This window comes from Bacteroidota bacterium, assembly GCA_017303905.1.
Lineage (GTDB): Bacteria > Bacteroidota > Bacteroidia > B-17B0 > Aurantibacillaceae > JAHEYG01.
This window is the reverse complement of sequence record JAFLBH010000001.1, coordinates 493,046-509,162: the sequence shown is the minus strand read 5'-3', so window position 1 is coordinate 509,162 and position 16,117 is coordinate 493,046. Positions and strand designations below refer to the sequence as shown.

Genomic DNA, 16,117 nt, shown 5'->3' with positions numbered 1-16,117 from the left:
TATTTTTAAACAAAAACAACTTATGAAAAAAATCTACGCTTCATTTTTTACACTAATCTGCTTGTTGGGGTATTCTCAAATCCCAACTTCAGGGATGATTGAACGTTTTATGTTCAATAATACTCTTAACGGACAAATGGGTAACGTGTTTACGGCACAAAAACCCCAATATGCGCCCGATAGATTTGGAAATCCGAATGCAGCTTACAGAATTGCCACTGACAGTAATTGTATTGTCAACGGTATTGTCAACGGTATTCCGCAAGGAAATACCGATAGATCGGTTTGTTTATGGATTAAAAACTTACCGCCATATACCAATATTAAATCGTATTTTAATTACTCTATTCAAACAAATTGTTTTGCCTTTACGCAAGAGGCTGCTCCTAACAATAAAGTAGTAACAAATTATAGCAACAACATAACAAGCTCTGCAGCCGGTGATAGTTTGTGGCATTGCTTAGTAGCAACTCATGCTTCAGGCACAACTACTTTTTATATTGACGGTGTTTTAATTGGGTCCAGCGTTTTAACTTATAATAATAATACTAACCTGGTTCGCATGGGGCGTTCACCGGCCATTACTCCTAATGGTGTTTTGAATCCCGGGTTTTTAGCCGATGAGCTAATTATTTACAACCGTGCGCTTACTCCAACAGAGGTTAGTCAAATTTGCGCTTTAGGAACAGGTGTTCAAGAAACCACCGACCTTTCTTTGTCAACCACCATTTATCCGGTACCAGCTACAAAAGAATTAGTAATTAAATCAGGAGAGGGTTTTGATTTTTATACTATCACTGATGTTACGGGTAAAACCATTACAACAGGTAATTTATCAGAAAACAAAATTCGCTTTGACTTAACATCAGGAATCTATTTCCTTCAATTACACTCGAAGGATAACAAAACTGCTACCAAGAAATTTATAGTTGAATAAACTATAACAAGTCGTTAGCTAAATTGGCCAACTCACTACGCTCACCTTTTTGTAAGGTAATATGCGCGTAAAGGGGTTGGCCTTTTACTTTTTCAATTAAATAGCTGAGTCCGTTACTTTGCGCGTCGAGGTATGGAGTGTCTATCTGATAAATATCGCCCGTAAATACAATTTTAGTATTCTCCCCGGCACGTGTAATAATGGTTTTTACCTCGTGTGGCGTTAAGTTTTGTGCTTCATCCACAATGAAAAACACATTGCTTAAACTTCTTCCACGAATATAAGCAAGCGGACAAACCACTAATTTTTGGCTTTCCACCATTTCGTTCAATTGTTTGTGTTCTTTGTCCTTTTCGCTAAACAAACTGCGTATATACTTGAGGTTATCCCAAAGCGGTTCCATGTACGGATTAAGCTTAGAGTTTACATCTCCGGGTAAATAACCTATGTCTTTATTACTTAAAGGTACAATTGGACGAGCCAAATAAATTTGATGGTAATTCCTTCTTTGCTCAAGCGCGCCTGCCAATGACAACAATGTTTTTCCTGTACCCGCAACACCCTGTATGGTCACTAATTTAATGTCGGGGTTCATAATGGCATCAAGAGCAAACGATTGCTCGGCGTTTTTTGGAATAACGCCGAATGCGGTACTTTTTACAACACGTTCCAACGATTGCTCTTCCGCATCATAACGTGCCAATACCGATTGTGATCCATTCTTTAAAATATAATAATGGTTTGGCAGCGCCTCTTGTTTTTTAAGAATATCTTTTGAAGGATTCGCGCCCTTTTGGTAAATGTTCGCGATTTTATCGGCCGGTACTTTTTCAACTTCACTCATCCCTGTGTAAAGCTCGTCTACCGTTTTAATTTTTCCGGTTTCATAATCCTCCGCCTGTAAGCTCAGTGATTTTGCTTTGATGCGTAAGTTGATGTCTTTGGTTACTAAAATAACTTTTCGTCCCGGATTACTTTCCGCAGTATATAAAGCTGTATTTAAAATTCGATGGTCGGCTTTTTTATCGTCAAATATCCGCTCAGCATTTACTTTGCTGGAGGTATTCATTTCAATTTTAAATTTTCCGCGTGTAGGGCCATTAATGGAGGTCCAGTCTTGAAGGGTGTTCTTTCCGCTCAATGAATCAATATAGCGCGTAAACTCGCGGGCCGCAAAGTTTTTTGTATCATTTCCCTTTTTAAAATTATCAAGTTCTTCCAGCACCGTAATCGGAATGACAACATCGTGTTCCTTAAAATTTTTAATGGCTGTGTGATCGTAAATTATTACTGAAGTATCCAGGACAAATATTTTTCTGTTCTCTGAAGTTCGGGTGGTTGCTTTTTTGGCCATACAGGAAGGTTTATTATTTCCACTAAAACTATTTATTTAATTTTTGAATTGGAAGCTTTAAAAACAATTTAATAAACAGGCTTTTGTTGAATTAGGATTACAAGTTGTATCTAATATGTTTTCAGTGCATTGCTGCAATTTGCTGGGTTTTTGAACATTTCTGTTGTATATTTGTTATTCCATCCCCGCCCGCTTCATGCGCGAAAACCCTATTTTTTATTAATACACACACACAATGAGAAACTTAAAATACACGGTTTTATTATGCCTTGCTTTTGGAATTACCAACGCTCAAGATTGGGTTAACAAAATGCAAGACCCAAACGCTAACTTTTACGACATTAAAAAATCGTTTGAAGATTATTGGAAAAACCATCCTTACGAGAGAGGAAAAGGTTATAAGCAGTTTTTGCGCTGGGCAAATTTTGTTGAACCAAGGGTCTATCCTAGTGGAAATATGCAAAATGCATCGCGTTCAAAAGCTTACGAGGAGTTTCAAAATTATCTTCAAACAAATTCTACTGCTAAACAACAAGCAACGGCGGCTCCTTCTGCTACAACTGCTAACTGGACTCCGATGGGTCCTTTTGGGTCACCGGTTAATGGTGATGCGGGTCGTTTACAATGTGTGCGTTTTCACCCTGCCGGAACCAACACTATTTATGTAGGAACCGCTGCAGGAGGTCTTTGGGTATCAAACGATGGAGGAACCAGCTGGACTACCAACACCGATCAGTTAGCCTCATTGGGAATATCGGATATTGCGATTGACCCTATTAATCCTAATAATATGTATATCGCTACCGGTGATATTGACGCAGGAGACACTTATGCAACCGGAATTTTAAAATCTACCGATGGAGGTTTAACCTGGGGCCCAACCGGTTTAACGTGGACAACAAGTCAGATGAGAAGAATTGGTCGTTTACTTATAAATCCTTTGAATCCTAATAAACTTATTGCTGCAACATCTGTTGGTATGTATCGCTCGATAAATGGTGGAGCTACCTGGAGCGTAAGCATTGCGGGCAGCTTTAAAGATGCTGAATTTAAACCGGGCGACACAACTGTAGTATATGCCGGTGGTGGTGGGAATTTTTATAAATCTACCAATGGTGGAACATCTTATTCCGGTGTTTCGCTTGGTGCAGTTAATTCATTAAACCGTACAAGTATTGCTGTTACACCTGCCGATCCAAATTATGTTTATGTATTAGGAAGCAATTCGGTTGACAATAGTTTTGGCGGTTTATATAGATCTACCAATTCGGCTACCACCTTTACTACCATGTCAACCACCCCAAATATTTTTGGTTGGAACACAACCGGTACAGATGCGGGCGGACAAGGCTGGTATGATATTGCCATTGGCGTATCGCCAACCAACGCCAATGAAATTATTGCGGGCGGAGTTAATACATGGAAATCAACTAACGGTGGTCAGACCTGGGCTATTCATACTCATTGGTATGGTGGTGGTGGTAAACCTTATGTTCATGCCGATTTACACGATGTTCAATACGTGAGCAATTCTTTGATTTTTTTAGGAACAGATGGTGGAATTGCCAGAACAACTAACGGTGGAAGTACATGGAATTCTATAAACGGAACCATGAACATTTCTCAGCAATATCGCATAGGTAATTCTGCTTCTAACCCTAATCAGATTATTGCAGGCCATCAAGATAATGGTACCAATTATTTAAATGGTACTACATGGTCGGAAATAAACGGTGGCGATGGCATGGATTGCTTTGTTGATTGGAGTTCAAACAATACATTAATTTCTTCAATATACTACGGCGATTTTTATCGTTCCACTAATTCAGGTTCTTCGTGGTCGAACATTGTGAGTGGCTTAACCGGAAACGCGGCGTGGGTAGCGCCAATTATTCAAAACCCGGTTAACGCCAACGTTTTTTATTGTGGTTATGAACAGGTCTTCAGATCAACAAATAAAGGAAGCAGCTGGACTCAATTAGGCTCGCTTGGTGGTGGCGGTGAATTGCAACATTTAAGCATGGTAGCCTCGAATACCAATGTGATTTATGCTTCGCGTAGTGTTTCTGTTTATAAAACAACCGATGGAGGAACATCGTGGAGCAACATCACCGGCAGTTTACCTGTTGGCTCTGCTCAAATTACCGGCATTGCCATTGATAATCTAAATACCAATAATGTTTACATCACTCTATCGGGTTACTCATCCGGCAATAAAGTTTTTTATTCGAATAATGGTGGAGCCAGCTGGACTAATTATTCCGCAGGTTTACCAAACATTCCCGCTAACTGTATCGTATACAAAAACAACAGTGCCGGTTCAGTTTATGTTGGAACAGATGTTGGTGTTTATTACAGGGAGCTGAGCATGTCTTCATGGATGCCATTCATGAGTGGACTTCCTAACGTAATAGTAAATGATTTGGAGATTTATTATCCAACAGGAAAATTAAGAGCAGGCACCTATGGTCGCGGTACGTGGGAAACCGACTTATACTCTGACCCACTTGCTTCTCCGTTTGCTTTTTATACAACGGCTTATAACAGCGCCTGCATAAATCTTCCGTTTACTTTTACCGACGCTTCCTCAAATTCGCCTACAAGTTGGGCCTGGAGTTTTCCGGGTGCAACACCATCTGTTTCAACTGTTCAAAACCCAAGCGTTACATATAGTGCCACAGGCGTTTATACAGTAAGTTTAGTATCTACAAATACAGTAGGCGCAAGCTCTCCGTATACCACCACAATCAGTGTAGTATCAACACCAACAGCACTTTCAACCGGTACCAATATTTGTTCCGGTCAAAGCGGAGTTGTTACTGTAACAACAAACGCAAGCTCTGTTATTTGGAATGGCGGACAAACCGGACTTTCTGCGTATTATTCTCCGGCTGCAACTACTGTTTATAATTACACTGCTTCTACCGGAGCTTGTGAGTTTGTGGGCAATGCAACCATCACCGTTGGCACGCCACCGCCGACTCCTACTATCACTCAAACAGGTAATGTTTTAAGTGCAACCTCAGCAGGAGGATATCAGTGGTACTTAAACGGTAGTCCTGTAAGTGGCGCAACAAGTCAAACTTTTGCTCCTGTTACTGACGGCTGGTACAGTGTTTGGACAAACAACGGAGCTTGCCAATCATCCTCCTCTGCAGTTTATGTTACTTTATCTTCTGTAGAAGAACAATTTATGGTTTTCCAGTCATTAGAAATATGGCCAAATCCAACAAGAGACAACCTTCATTTATCCTTTGTGAATGGCTCAGATGCTGAAATTAACTATGAAATAATTAATACTTTGGGACAGGTTGTTAAAACTGGGCGCTTTAAAGCTATAAGTGGCGAGAAATCAGAGGTTTCAGTTAATGGTTTAGCGCAAGGAGTTTATTCGTTAAAGTTAACCAACAATACTGTTTTCGTTAATTATAAGTTCGTGAAGGAATAGGCTTTTTAGTTGCTTAAAAAATCAGGTTTTATATTTGACGATTTAGCCAAAAATCGTTAACCTTACAACCTGATTTAACGCAATACATATGGGGTCTACAAACACGCCAACCGATTACCTACCAATTGTTTTAATGTTTATTGTTGCCTTAGGATTTGTGGTAACCACCATGGTTGCCTCTCATATGCTTGGGCCTAAGCGTAAAACCAAAATTAAACTCGATTCCTTTGAGTGTGGTATCGAAAGCCACGGTAACGCTCGTTTACCTTTTTCAATTAAGTATTTCTTAGTAGCCATTCTCTTTGTTTTATTTGATGTAGAGGTAATTTTTATGTACCCCTGGGCTGTTAATTACAGAGAATTGGGAATCGTTGGAGTTATCGAAGTGTTTTCGTTTATCGCATTACTTCTGGTTGGATTCTATTACATGTTGGCTAAAAAAGCCGTTCAGTGGGAAGATTAATTAAACCAATTCTTATTCAGTCTGTTTTATCTGAATAAATTATAAAAATATTTCATGAGCAATAATAAACTACAAAAACGCACAAAGCTTGATATGGCTAAAAGTCCGGAAGGACTTGAGGGCCCGGGCTTTTTTGCAACCAAACTAGAAGATGTTATTGGGTTAGCCCGCGCTAATTCATTATGGCCATTGCCTTTTGCAACATCTTGTTGTGGAATTGAATTTATGGCAACCATGGCCAGCAATTACGACTTAGCGCGTTTTGGATCCGAGCGTTTGAGTTTTTCTCCTCGTCAGGCTGATATGCTAATGGTGATGGGAACGATTGCAAAAAAAATGGGACCAACACTGCGCCAGGTGTACGAACAAATGGCAGAACCGAAATGGGTTTTATCTGTTGGGGCTTGCGCCAGTAGCGGTGGAATATTTGACACTTATAGTGTGCTGCAAGGTATCGACCGTATTATTCCTGTTGACGTATATGTTCCGGGCTGCCCCCCTCGTCCGGAACAAATCATCGAAGGAATTTTAAAAATTCAGGAGTTGGCTAAAAACGAATCACTACGCCGCCGCCAATCACCGGAATACAAGCGCTTATTAAACAGTTACGGAATGGAATAATCCCGTTAAGAAATTTCAAACATGAACAAAGAAGAATTACTAAATAAAATTTCAGAGAAGCTTAACGCCGATCTTCCCGGAGCTTTGGAAAAGGCCGAAGTGCTTTACGATTTTCCTGTGTTTTATATTCATAAAGATAAAATTCATGCCGTTTTAAGTTTATTAAAAAACGAACCTGAATTTAATTTTCATTTCTTAACCGACCTAACCGGTTTTCAAACTGCCGACGAAAAACAACTGGGTGTAATTTATCATTTACACAACATGCCAAAAAATTATCGTGTGCGCATCAAAACTTTTTTCGACATCAATAAACCTGAAATACCAACTGCAACCGACTTATGGCCGGGCGCTAATTGGATGGAACGCGAAACCTACGATTTCTTCGGCGTAAAGTTTAAAGGTCACCCAAATTTAAAACGTATTTTAAATGTGGATGAAATGGATATTTTCCCTCTGAGAAAAGAATATCCTTTGGAAGACCAATCACGCGAAGACAAATCTGACAAAATGTTTGGCCGTTAATTTTTGACTTATAATAATTCACTCGCATGAGTAAGAAAGAAAATAAAAATATTACAAATGAGCAGGTAGAGGAAAAAGAATATTCCATTCTTAACCTTGGTCCTACTCACCCTGCTACACACGGTATTTTCCAAAATGTGTTGAAGATGGATGGTGAAATTATTCACGAAGCCACTCCAACTGTTGGATACATTCACCGTGCTTTCGAAAAATTAGCAGAACGTCGTCCGTATAATCAAATTACGCCAATCACCGACCGTTTAAATTATTGCTCTTCACCAATCAATAACATGGGTTGGGAAATGACCGTTGAAAAATTATTAGGCATACAAACACCTAAGCGTGTTGATTACATGCGCATCATCATTATGGAATTGGCGCGTATTGCTGATCACTTGGTGTGTAACTCTGTAATTGGTGTGGATGCCGGCGCTATGACCGGATTCCTTTACATTTTCCAATGGCGTGAAAAAATTTATGATATCTATGAATCCATTTGCGGCGCACGATTAACAACAAACATTGGCCGTATTGGTGGTTTTGAAAGAGAGTGGAGCGATAAAACATGGAATTTAATCAACGACTTTGTAAAAGGATATCCAAAAGCGCTTCAAGAGTTTGCGAATTTATTAGAACGTAATAAAATTTTTATGGATCGTACCATTAACTGCGGACCAATTAGCGCAGAGATGGCTTTACAATACAGTTTCACGGGACCTAACTTACGTGCAGCAGGTGTTGATTACGATGTGCGCGTAATGAATCCATATTCTTCTTATCAGGATTTTGATTTTATTGTTCCTGTTGGTACTAGCGGCGATACTTACGATCGTTTTATGGTTCGTCAGGAAGAAATGTGGCAAAGCTTAAAAATTATTGAGCAAGCCATTAAGAATATGCCAAAGGATCAACCATTCCATGCAAATGTTCCGGAGTTTTATTTACCACCGAAGGAGCAAGTTTATAACAACATGGAAGCTTTAATTTATCACTTCAAAATCATTATGGGCGAAACAAACATTCCTAAAGGAGAAGTTTACCATTGTGTAGAAGGCGGTAACGGAGAGTTGGGCTTTTATTTAGTGAGTGATGGCGGACGTACACCATTCCGTTTACATTTCCGTCGTCCATGTTACATCTACTATCAGGCTTATCCTGAAATGATAAAAGGAAGCATGTTAAGTGATGCAATTATTACAATGAGTAGTATGAATGTAATTGCGGGAGAGTTAGACGCATAAAAATTATTAATACATTTCTGGTTTGTAACAAGAAACAAGGAACCCGAAATAATAAATATTAAAAATGGGAGCACAAGTACACGGAACACAAGAATTCGATGCCAAAAAAAGAGCTGAGGTAAAATTCAGCGATGCGGCAATGGAAACTGTAAAAACAATTATCAGTCGTTATCCTGCAGGAAAACAAAAATCTGCTTTGTTGCCTGTTTTACACGTTGCACAAGCTGAGTTTGGCGGATGGCTAAGTCCTGAAGTTATGGATTACGTTGCCTCTGTATTAAACATTAAACCAATTGAGGTTTTTGAAGTGGCCTCCTTTTATACCATGTATAATTTGAAGCCGGTTGGTAAATGTACTCTTGAAATTTGTCAAACCTCTTCATGTTGGTTATGTGGAGCGGAAGACATCATCAAATACATTGAGAAAAAATTAGGAATAAAAGTAGGAGAAACTACACGCGATGGCATGTTTACTTTAAAAGTTGCCGAGTGTTTAGGAAGTTGCGGAACTGCTCCTATGATGCAATGTGGCGCAAGCTTTCATGAAAATTTAACCTACGAAAAAGTGGATGCTATCATTGAAAAATACAAAAGCGAAGGTCGCTTGAGAAGTTACACTGATTTAGACTATAACAATACATTATAATAATTTGTAATGGGAAGAAAGCTATTAATACATAACGATAAAGTTCCAGGAATTCACACTTTGGAAGTTTATCGCGCTCATGGTGGTTATGCATCTGTTGAGAAAGCACTAAAAACAATGACGCCTGATCAAGTTACTGATGAGGTAAAAAAATCAGGATTACGCGGTCGTGGTGGCGCGGGTTTCCCAACCGGACTTAAATGGAGTTTCTTAGCGAAGCCCGAGGGTGTACCTCGTTATTTAGTTTGTAACGCCGATGAATCCGAACCGGGTACATTCAAAGACCGTTATCTGATGGAGAAAATTCCTCATGCATTAATTGAGGGAATGATTACTTCTTCATACGCCTTAGGAGCAAACACATCTTACATTTATATCCGCGGTGAGTATTTTTATGTATCCCGTATTTTAGAACAAGCTATCCGTGAAGCTTATGCTGCAGGTTGGTTAGGGAAAAATATTTTAGGAACGAATTACTCTTTAGATCTTTCTGTTCAAGTTGGTGGTGGCGCTTATATCTGCGGTGAGGAAACAGCATTATTAGAATCATTAGAGGGAAAACGTGGTAATCCGCGTATTAAACCTCCGTTTCCTGCTGTGGCAGGTTTGTGGGGATGTCCTACTGTAGTTAATAACGTAGAGACCATTGCGGCAGTTTGTCCAATCGTTATGATGGGCGGAGAAGAATATGCAAAAATCGGAATTGGAAAATCAACCGGTACTAAATTAATTTCTGCTTCAGGGCACATTAACAAACCCGGAGTTTATGAAATTGAATTAGGCGTGCCTGTAGAAGAATTTATTTACAGTGAAGAATATTGTGGTGGAATCCGTAATGGAAAAAAATTAAAAGCTGTTGTTGCGGGCGGTTCGTCCGTTCCTATTCTTCCTACTGAATTAATTTTAAAAACAGCGAAAGGTGAACCTCGTTTAATGACTTACGAAAGTTTATCTGACGGTGGATTCCAAACAGGCACCATGTTAGGTTCCGGCGGATTCATAGTTATGGATGAAGACACCAGCATCGTTAAAAATTTATTTACGTTCTCCCGTTTCTATCATCACGAAAGCTGCGGACAATGTTCGCCATGTCGTGAAGGTACAGGATGGATGGAAAAAATATTAAAGAAATTCTTGAACGGAACTGCTACTGAAGCCGACGTTGATTTATTGTGGGATATACAAAGCAAGATTGAAGGAAAAACGATTTGTCCTTTAGGTGAAGCTGCTGCTTGGCCGGTTGCTGCCGCAATTCGTCACTTTAAACACGAATTTTTAGAAATAGCGAGAAATAAAAAGTTTAACGACGTTAGTCATTACGAGAGATTAAAAAAGAAAACGGTTGCTTAAATCGTTGACTAATATTTTATAATATGCCAAAAGTTACCATAGACGGAATAGAAATTGAAGTGCCAAAAGGTACTACGATTTTGCAGGCAGCGCGTATGATTGGTCCGGAGGTTGCTCCACCAACAATGTGCTATTATTCTAAATTAAAAACATCAGGTGGATATTGCAGAACTTGTATCGTAAAAGTTACAAAAGGTTCAGCGCAAAACCCAAACCCAATGCCAAAACCTGTGGCGTCATGCCGCACCGAGGTAATGGACGGAATGGAAGTACAAAATGTTACTTCACCTGAAATTGTGGAAGCGCGTAAAGGTGTTGTTGAGTTTCTATTAATCAATCACCCTTTAGATTGTCCGGTTTGTGATCAGGCAGGAGAATGTAAGTTACAGGATTTAGGTTACGAACACGGTTCTGTAAAAACACGCTACGAATTTAAACGTCGTGAATACGACATGATTGATATTGGCGATAAAATTAAATTGCACATGAATCGTTGCATTTTATGTTATCGCTGCGTAAAAACCTGCGAACAATTAACCGATGGACGTGTTCATGGTGTTGTTCACAGAGGAGATGCTGCAGAAATTTCTACATACATTGAAAAAGCCATCAATAACGATTTTTCAGGAAACGTAATTGATGTTTGTCCCGTTGGTGCTTTAACTGACAGAACTTTCCGTTTCAAAAGCCGTGTATGGTTTACAAAGCCTGTGGATGCTCACCGTAAGTGCGATAAGTGTTGCGGCAAAACCCGTGTTTGGTTAAAAGGAGAAGAAGTGTTGCGTGTGACAGCGCGTAAAGATCAGTGGGACGAAGTAGAAGATTTCATTTGCAACTCGTGTCGTTACGATCACAAGAAAAAATCAGATTGGACAATTGAGGGCCCTAGCCCAATTAGCCGTCAGTCGGTAATTTCTCAAAATCATTACGAGCACTTAAACGAGTTAAAAGTACAGGCCTTAAAGCAACAAAAGGCTTTAGGATTTATGGATATTAATAAACGACCTTAATTATGATAAGTTTTATAATTTATAAAGCCATTATTTGCTTAGTTGTTTTTCTTCTTTCATTAGGAGTAGCAGCTTATGCAACATTATGGGAAAGAAAATTCGCGGCGTTTTTACAAGACCGTGTTGGTCCGGATAAGGCGGGACCATGGGGATTGTTACAGCCCTTAGCCGACGGTGGAAAAATGTTTTTTAAAGAAGAAATTATTCCGAACGTGTCGAATCGTTTCTTGTTTATTCTTGGTCCGAGTTTATTTATGTTAACCGCACTCATGACGGGTACAGTAATTCCTTGGGCAAAGGATGTAAACATTGGCGGACAAACTTACTCTTTACAAATTACCGACATTAACATTGGTGTATTGTATTTATTAGGTGTTGTTTCCATTGGCGTATACGGTATCATGATTGGCGGTTGGGCATCCAACAACAAGTATGCGTTACTTGGCGCTATCCGTGCGTCATCGCAAATGATCAGTTATGAAATCGCGATGGGGATTTCAATCATTGCTTTAATTATTACAGCAGGTGGTACTTTAAGTATTCGTGAAATAATTGCGCAACAAGATGCGGGCCTTGCTAATGTTGTTTATCAGCCATTAGGTTTTCTAATCTTCTTCGTTTGTGCTTTAGCAGAAACAAATCGCGCGCCATTTGATTTACCGGAGTGTGAAAGCGAATTAGTGGGTGGTTATCATACTGAGTATTCTTCCATGAAGTTAGGATTGTTCTTATTCGCGGAATACATCAACATGTTTATTTCATCAGCGATTATGGCCGGCTTTTATTTTGGAGGATATAATTTCCCTTTTGCTCAGGAGCTTTATGATGCTATGGGATTACAAGAAGGTAGCTGGATAATTTCATTAATTGGATTTGGCGCTTACTTCACTAAAATTTTCATTTTCATTTGTGTGTTCATGTGGGTGCGTTGGACTTTACCACGTTTCCGCTATGACCAATTAATGAATTTAGGTTGGAAAACATTACTACCGTTATCGTTATTAAACTTAGCGATTACAGTGGTGGTAGAATATTTAAGAGGAAACATTCATATATAATTGAAACAGATAGTAAAAATAATAGTTGGAGTTTTAGAGGCCGCTGAGCTTTATGTCATCATCGGAATTTCTATTCTTTCCATCTTTAAATAACATAATATGCAACTGACAAACAGAAGCAAAGTAGTATCGAACAAGGAACAAAACTTCATGGAAAGATTATATCTTCCTGCGGTAGCTAAAGGTATGCTAATTACAGCAAGCCACTTGTTTAAGAAAACACCTACAACAAAATATCCGGAGCAAACACGACCGATGGCACCTGTGTACCGCGGACAACACGTTTTAAAGCGTGATGAAAACGGAGCAGAGCGTTGTACGGCTTGCGGTTTATGTGCCGTAGCTTGTCCCGCAGAAGCCATTACCATGGAAAGCGCTGAAAGAAAAAAGGGAGAAGAGCATTTATACAGAGAAGAGAAATACGCGAAAACATATGAGATTAATATGTTGCGTTGTATCTTCTGCGGATTATGCGAAGAAGCTTGTCCGAAAGAAGCCATTTTCTTAACCGACAGAATTGTAGATGCAGAATATGAGCGTGAAGATTTTGTGTATGGTAAAGATAAATTAGTTGAGAAAACAGATAAGCGTATTGATGTAAGCAAACGTCAAACCTTAGAAGTAGCGGAATTCAAAAAAATTGCCGGAACAAAACATAACACGCTTTGGGATGGTAAAAAACAATTAAAAGACAAACACTAAGATATTATGTTAGGTTATACAATTACACAGTGGCTATTTGGGATACTTTCTTTCCTGGCCATCATGTTTGGTTTAATGGTGGTGTTTAGCCGTAATCCGGTTAACAGCGTGCTTTATTTGGTAATGACTTTCTTTTGCATCGCCGGACATTACTTATTATTAAACGCACAGTTTTTAGCAATCGTACATATAGTTGTGTATGCCGGTGCTATCATGGTTCTCTTTTTATTCGTGATCATGTTAATGAACTTAAATGAAGACACAGAACCTCAGCGTACGTGGTTAAGCAAAATCATTGCTGCTGTGGCAGGCGGATTAATGTTGTTTGTCATGGTGGGTTCTTTAAAAGGAGCCGGCGATATGGGCTTACAACAATATGGTAATGCGCAAATCGGTTTTGTAAAAAACTTAGGTGCTGTTTTGTTCAAAGACTTTTTATTCCCTTTCGAAATTGCTTCGGTATTGTTATTAGCCGCCATGGTTGGCGCTATTATGATTGGTAAAAAAGAAGCTGGAGAATCGTAAACTATTAAAAGAAGAAAAGATGTTAAACGGAATTTCTATAAACTACTATATATTGCTCAGCGCAGTATTATTTATTATCGGAGCGGTTGGCGTAATGGCCCGCCGTAACTCCATTATTATTTTTATGTGCATTGAGTTAATGTTAAACGCAGTTAATTTAATGTTGGTGTCGTTTTCCACTTTGCACAACGATGCTAAAGGACAAGTTTTTGTATTTTTTATTATGGCAGTAGCCGCAGCAGAAGTAGCTGTAGGTTTAGCTATCTTAAGTATGATATACAGAAATATTAAAAATATTGACACAGACTTATTAAGTAATTTGAAAAATTAGTTTTAGGTATTTATGATTAAATTAATTGCATTAGTTCCGTTATTTCCTTTAATCGGTTTTTTAATAAACGGGTTTTTCGGGAAAAAATTAAGCAAAGGCTTGTCGGGTGGAATCGCCTCGGTAAGTGTTTTAGCTTCTTTTATTGTGGCTGTTTTAGCGTTTCTGGAATTGGAACACTCTACCAATAAATCTCACGTTGTAGAGTTGTTTTCTTGGATAAGCGCCGATACTTTAAATATTCCATTTGAGTTTTTATATGATCCTTTATCGGCGTGGTTCTTATTAATCATTACCGGTATTGGTTTTTTAATTCACATCTACTCTACCGGATACATGCATGATGATGCCGGTTTCTCCCGCTTCTTTACTTATTTAAATCTCTTCGTGTTCTTCATGTTATTACTTGTAATGGGTAATAATTACTTAATCGTGTTTGTAGGTTGGGAAGGTGTTGGATTGTGTTCTTACTTACTAATTGGTTTCTGGTTTAAAAATCAGGCTTACAACGACGCGGCAAGAAAAGCGTTTGTCATGAATCGTATTGGTGATTTAGGCTTTTTATTAGGTATTATTTTAATTTTTGTTTCTTATGGAAGCATCAGCTACGGTGATGTTTTTTCGAGAGCGGGCGTAAGCAGTAATGCAGTAGTTACAGCTATCGCTTTATTATTGTTCATTGGCGCGATGGGTAAGAGTGCGCAAATTCCATTATATACTTGGTTGCCGGATGCGATGGCGGGACCTACTCCTGTATCTGCATTAATACACGCGGCAACGATGGTTACTGCCGGTATTTACATGATCGTGCGTTCAAATGTGTTTTATTCTATTTCAGAAGTTGCATCAGAAACCGTTGCAATTGTTGGTGTGGTGACTGCAATTTTTGCAGCTACGATTGGTTTATTGCAAAACGACATCAAAAAGATTTTGGCTTATTCCACCGTTTCTCAATTAGGATTAATGTTCCTGGGATTAGGTGTTGGCGCATTTAGCTCTTCTGTTTTCCACGTAACTACACACGCCTTCTTTAAAGCTTTATTATTCTTAGGCGCGGGTTCGGTTATTCACGCAATGGGCGGAGAACAAGATATTCGTAAAATGGGCGGACTAAAAGGAAAGATTAAAATCACTTATATAACCATGTTATTGGGAACTATTGCGATAAGCGGTATCCCTCCTTTTTCCGGTTTCTTTAGTAAAGACGAAATCTTAGCGCACACCTATGAGCACAGTAAATTACTATGGGTATTAGGAATGATCGCTTCTATGCTTACTGCGTTCTATATGTTCCGTATGTTGTTCTTAACCTTCTTCGGAAAGTTCCGCGGAACACACGAACAAGAGCATCATTTACACGAATCTCCATCAAGCATGACAATTCCTTTGATGGTATTAGCAGCGTTCTCTGTTTTGGGCGGCGCTTTAGGCTTACCTGAATTTTGGCACATGCCTAACTGGATGAGCGAGCATTTAAGCCCGATTATATTACACAAAAACCCTAGCGCTCTCGATCACACTACAGAGTGGACATTAATGGGCTTGGCTATTGTTGCTGCCGGTGTTGTTATCTATTTTGCGCACGCCATGTTTATCACAAACGGTGTATTGCCTTTGGAGAGTGAAGAAAAAATGAAGCCTTGGCAAAAATTAATCTACAATAAATATTATGTAGATGAATTTTATGATGCCGTAATTCGCAAACCGTTAGACTTAATCTCTACAGCGTTTTATAAATTCCTCGACTTACAAGTTATCGACGGCTTAGTAAACGGCGTAGGTTCGATGGTAAAAGGTATAGGAAGCGTGGTTCGCTTATTACAAAGCGGAAACATTGGTTTCTACATCGTAAGCATGGTGTTAGGCGTAATATTAATTTTATTATTCACATTTATTATATAAGAAAAGT

General features: G+C 39.0%; 15 protein-coding genes. 14 read left to right on the top strand and 1 reads right to left on the bottom strand.

All coding sequences use genetic code 11. The features are described from left to right. Positions 1-22: 22 nt before the first annotated feature. Positions 23-937: a T9SS type A sorting domain-containing protein gene (locus J0L69_02110; GenBank protein ID MBN8691957.1), complete on the top strand. Its 915-nt coding sequence runs from the start codon at positions 23-25 to the stop codon at positions 935-937. A gap of 1 nt (position 938) precedes the next feature. Here J0L69_02110 and J0L69_02105 read toward each other — a convergent pair whose 3' ends face one another. Continuing rightward, complete coding sequence (locus J0L69_02105; GenBank protein MBN8691956.1) at positions 939-2,291, bottom strand: PhoH family protein; 1,353 nt, start codon at positions 2,289-2,291, stop codon at positions 939-941. A 235-nt stretch (positions 2,292-2,526) separates the two neighbouring features. On the opposite strand from J0L69_02105, the gene J0L69_02100 reads away from it, so the two are divergent. The 13 genes from J0L69_02100 to nuoL all read left to right on the top strand — a co-directional run bounded on the left by J0L69_02100 (position 2,527) and on the right by nuoL (position 16,110). Continuing rightward, positions 2,527-5,739, top strand: a complete 3,213-nt coding sequence (locus tag J0L69_02100; protein MBN8691955.1) for a T9SS type A sorting domain-containing protein — start codon at positions 2,527-2,529, stop codon at positions 5,737-5,739. An 88-nt stretch (positions 5,740-5,827) separates the two neighbouring features. Beyond that, a complete protein-coding gene (locus J0L69_02095) occupies positions 5,828-6,202 on the top strand; it encodes an NADH-quinone oxidoreductase subunit A (GenBank protein MBN8691954.1) in 375 nt (124 codons plus the stop codon). Positions 6,203-6,256: 54 nt separating this feature from the next. Then, on the top strand, positions 6,257-6,823 hold the full coding sequence (locus tag J0L69_02090; protein ID MBN8691953.1) for an NADH-quinone oxidoreductase subunit B: 567 nt from the start codon (positions 6,257-6,259) through the stop codon (positions 6,821-6,823). A 21-nt stretch (positions 6,824-6,844) separates the two neighbouring features. Beyond that, positions 6,845-7,348 carry an NADH-quinone oxidoreductase subunit C gene (locus J0L69_02085; protein MBN8691952.1) on the top strand — a complete coding sequence of 168 codons (504 nt, stop codon included), beginning with the start codon at positions 6,845-6,847 and terminating at the stop codon, positions 7,346-7,348. Between the two features lie 26 nt (positions 7,349-7,374). Further along, positions 7,375-8,589, top strand: coding sequence for an NADH-quinone oxidoreductase subunit D (locus tag J0L69_02080; protein MBN8691951.1), 1,215 nt, complete (start codon positions 7,375-7,377; stop codon positions 8,587-8,589). A gap of 64 nt (positions 8,590-8,653) precedes the next feature. After that, a complete protein-coding gene (locus J0L69_02075; GenBank protein ID MBN8691950.1) occupies positions 8,654-9,235 on the top strand; it encodes an NAD(P)H-dependent oxidoreductase subunit E in 582 nt (193 codons plus the stop codon). Between the two features lie 9 nt (positions 9,236-9,244). Then, positions 9,245-10,585 carry an NADH-quinone oxidoreductase subunit NuoF gene (gene nuoF / locus J0L69_02070; protein ID MBN8691949.1) on the top strand — a complete coding sequence of 447 codons (1,341 nt, stop codon included), beginning with the start codon at positions 9,245-9,247 and terminating at the stop codon, positions 10,583-10,585. A gap of 23 nt (positions 10,586-10,608) precedes the next feature. Continuing rightward, on the top strand, positions 10,609-11,595 hold the full coding sequence (locus J0L69_02065) for a (2Fe-2S)-binding protein (GenBank protein ID MBN8691948.1): 987 nt from the start codon (positions 10,609-10,611) through the stop codon (positions 11,593-11,595). Continuing rightward, positions 11,595-12,653 (top strand): NADH-quinone oxidoreductase subunit NuoH, encoded by a 1,059-nt coding sequence (gene nuoH / locus J0L69_02060; GenBank protein ID MBN8691947.1) that lies wholly within the window; start codon positions 11,595-11,597, stop codon positions 12,651-12,653. The genes J0L69_02065 and nuoH overlap by 1 nt, the downstream gene beginning before the upstream one ends. A 99-nt stretch (positions 12,654-12,752) precedes the next feature. Then, entirely contained in the window at positions 12,753-13,355 is a 603-nt protein-coding gene (nuoI, locus tag J0L69_02055) for an NADH-quinone oxidoreductase subunit NuoI (protein MBN8691946.1), read from the top strand. Between the two features lie 6 nt (positions 13,356-13,361). Beyond that, positions 13,362-13,880, top strand: coding sequence for an NADH-quinone oxidoreductase subunit J (locus J0L69_02050; GenBank protein ID MBN8691945.1), 519 nt, complete (start codon positions 13,362-13,364; stop codon positions 13,878-13,880). A gap of 31 nt (positions 13,881-13,911) precedes the next feature. Beyond that, complete coding sequence (nuoK, locus tag J0L69_02045) at positions 13,912-14,211, top strand: NADH-quinone oxidoreductase subunit NuoK (GenBank protein ID MBN8691944.1); 300 nt, start codon at positions 13,912-13,914, stop codon at positions 14,209-14,211. A 12-nt stretch (positions 14,212-14,223) separates the two neighbouring features. Next, positions 14,224-16,110 (top strand): NADH-quinone oxidoreductase subunit L, encoded by a 1,887-nt coding sequence (gene nuoL / locus J0L69_02040; GenBank protein ID MBN8691943.1) that lies wholly within the window; start codon positions 14,224-14,226, stop codon positions 16,108-16,110. The last annotated feature ends 7 nt before the right edge of the window (positions 16,111-16,117 follow it).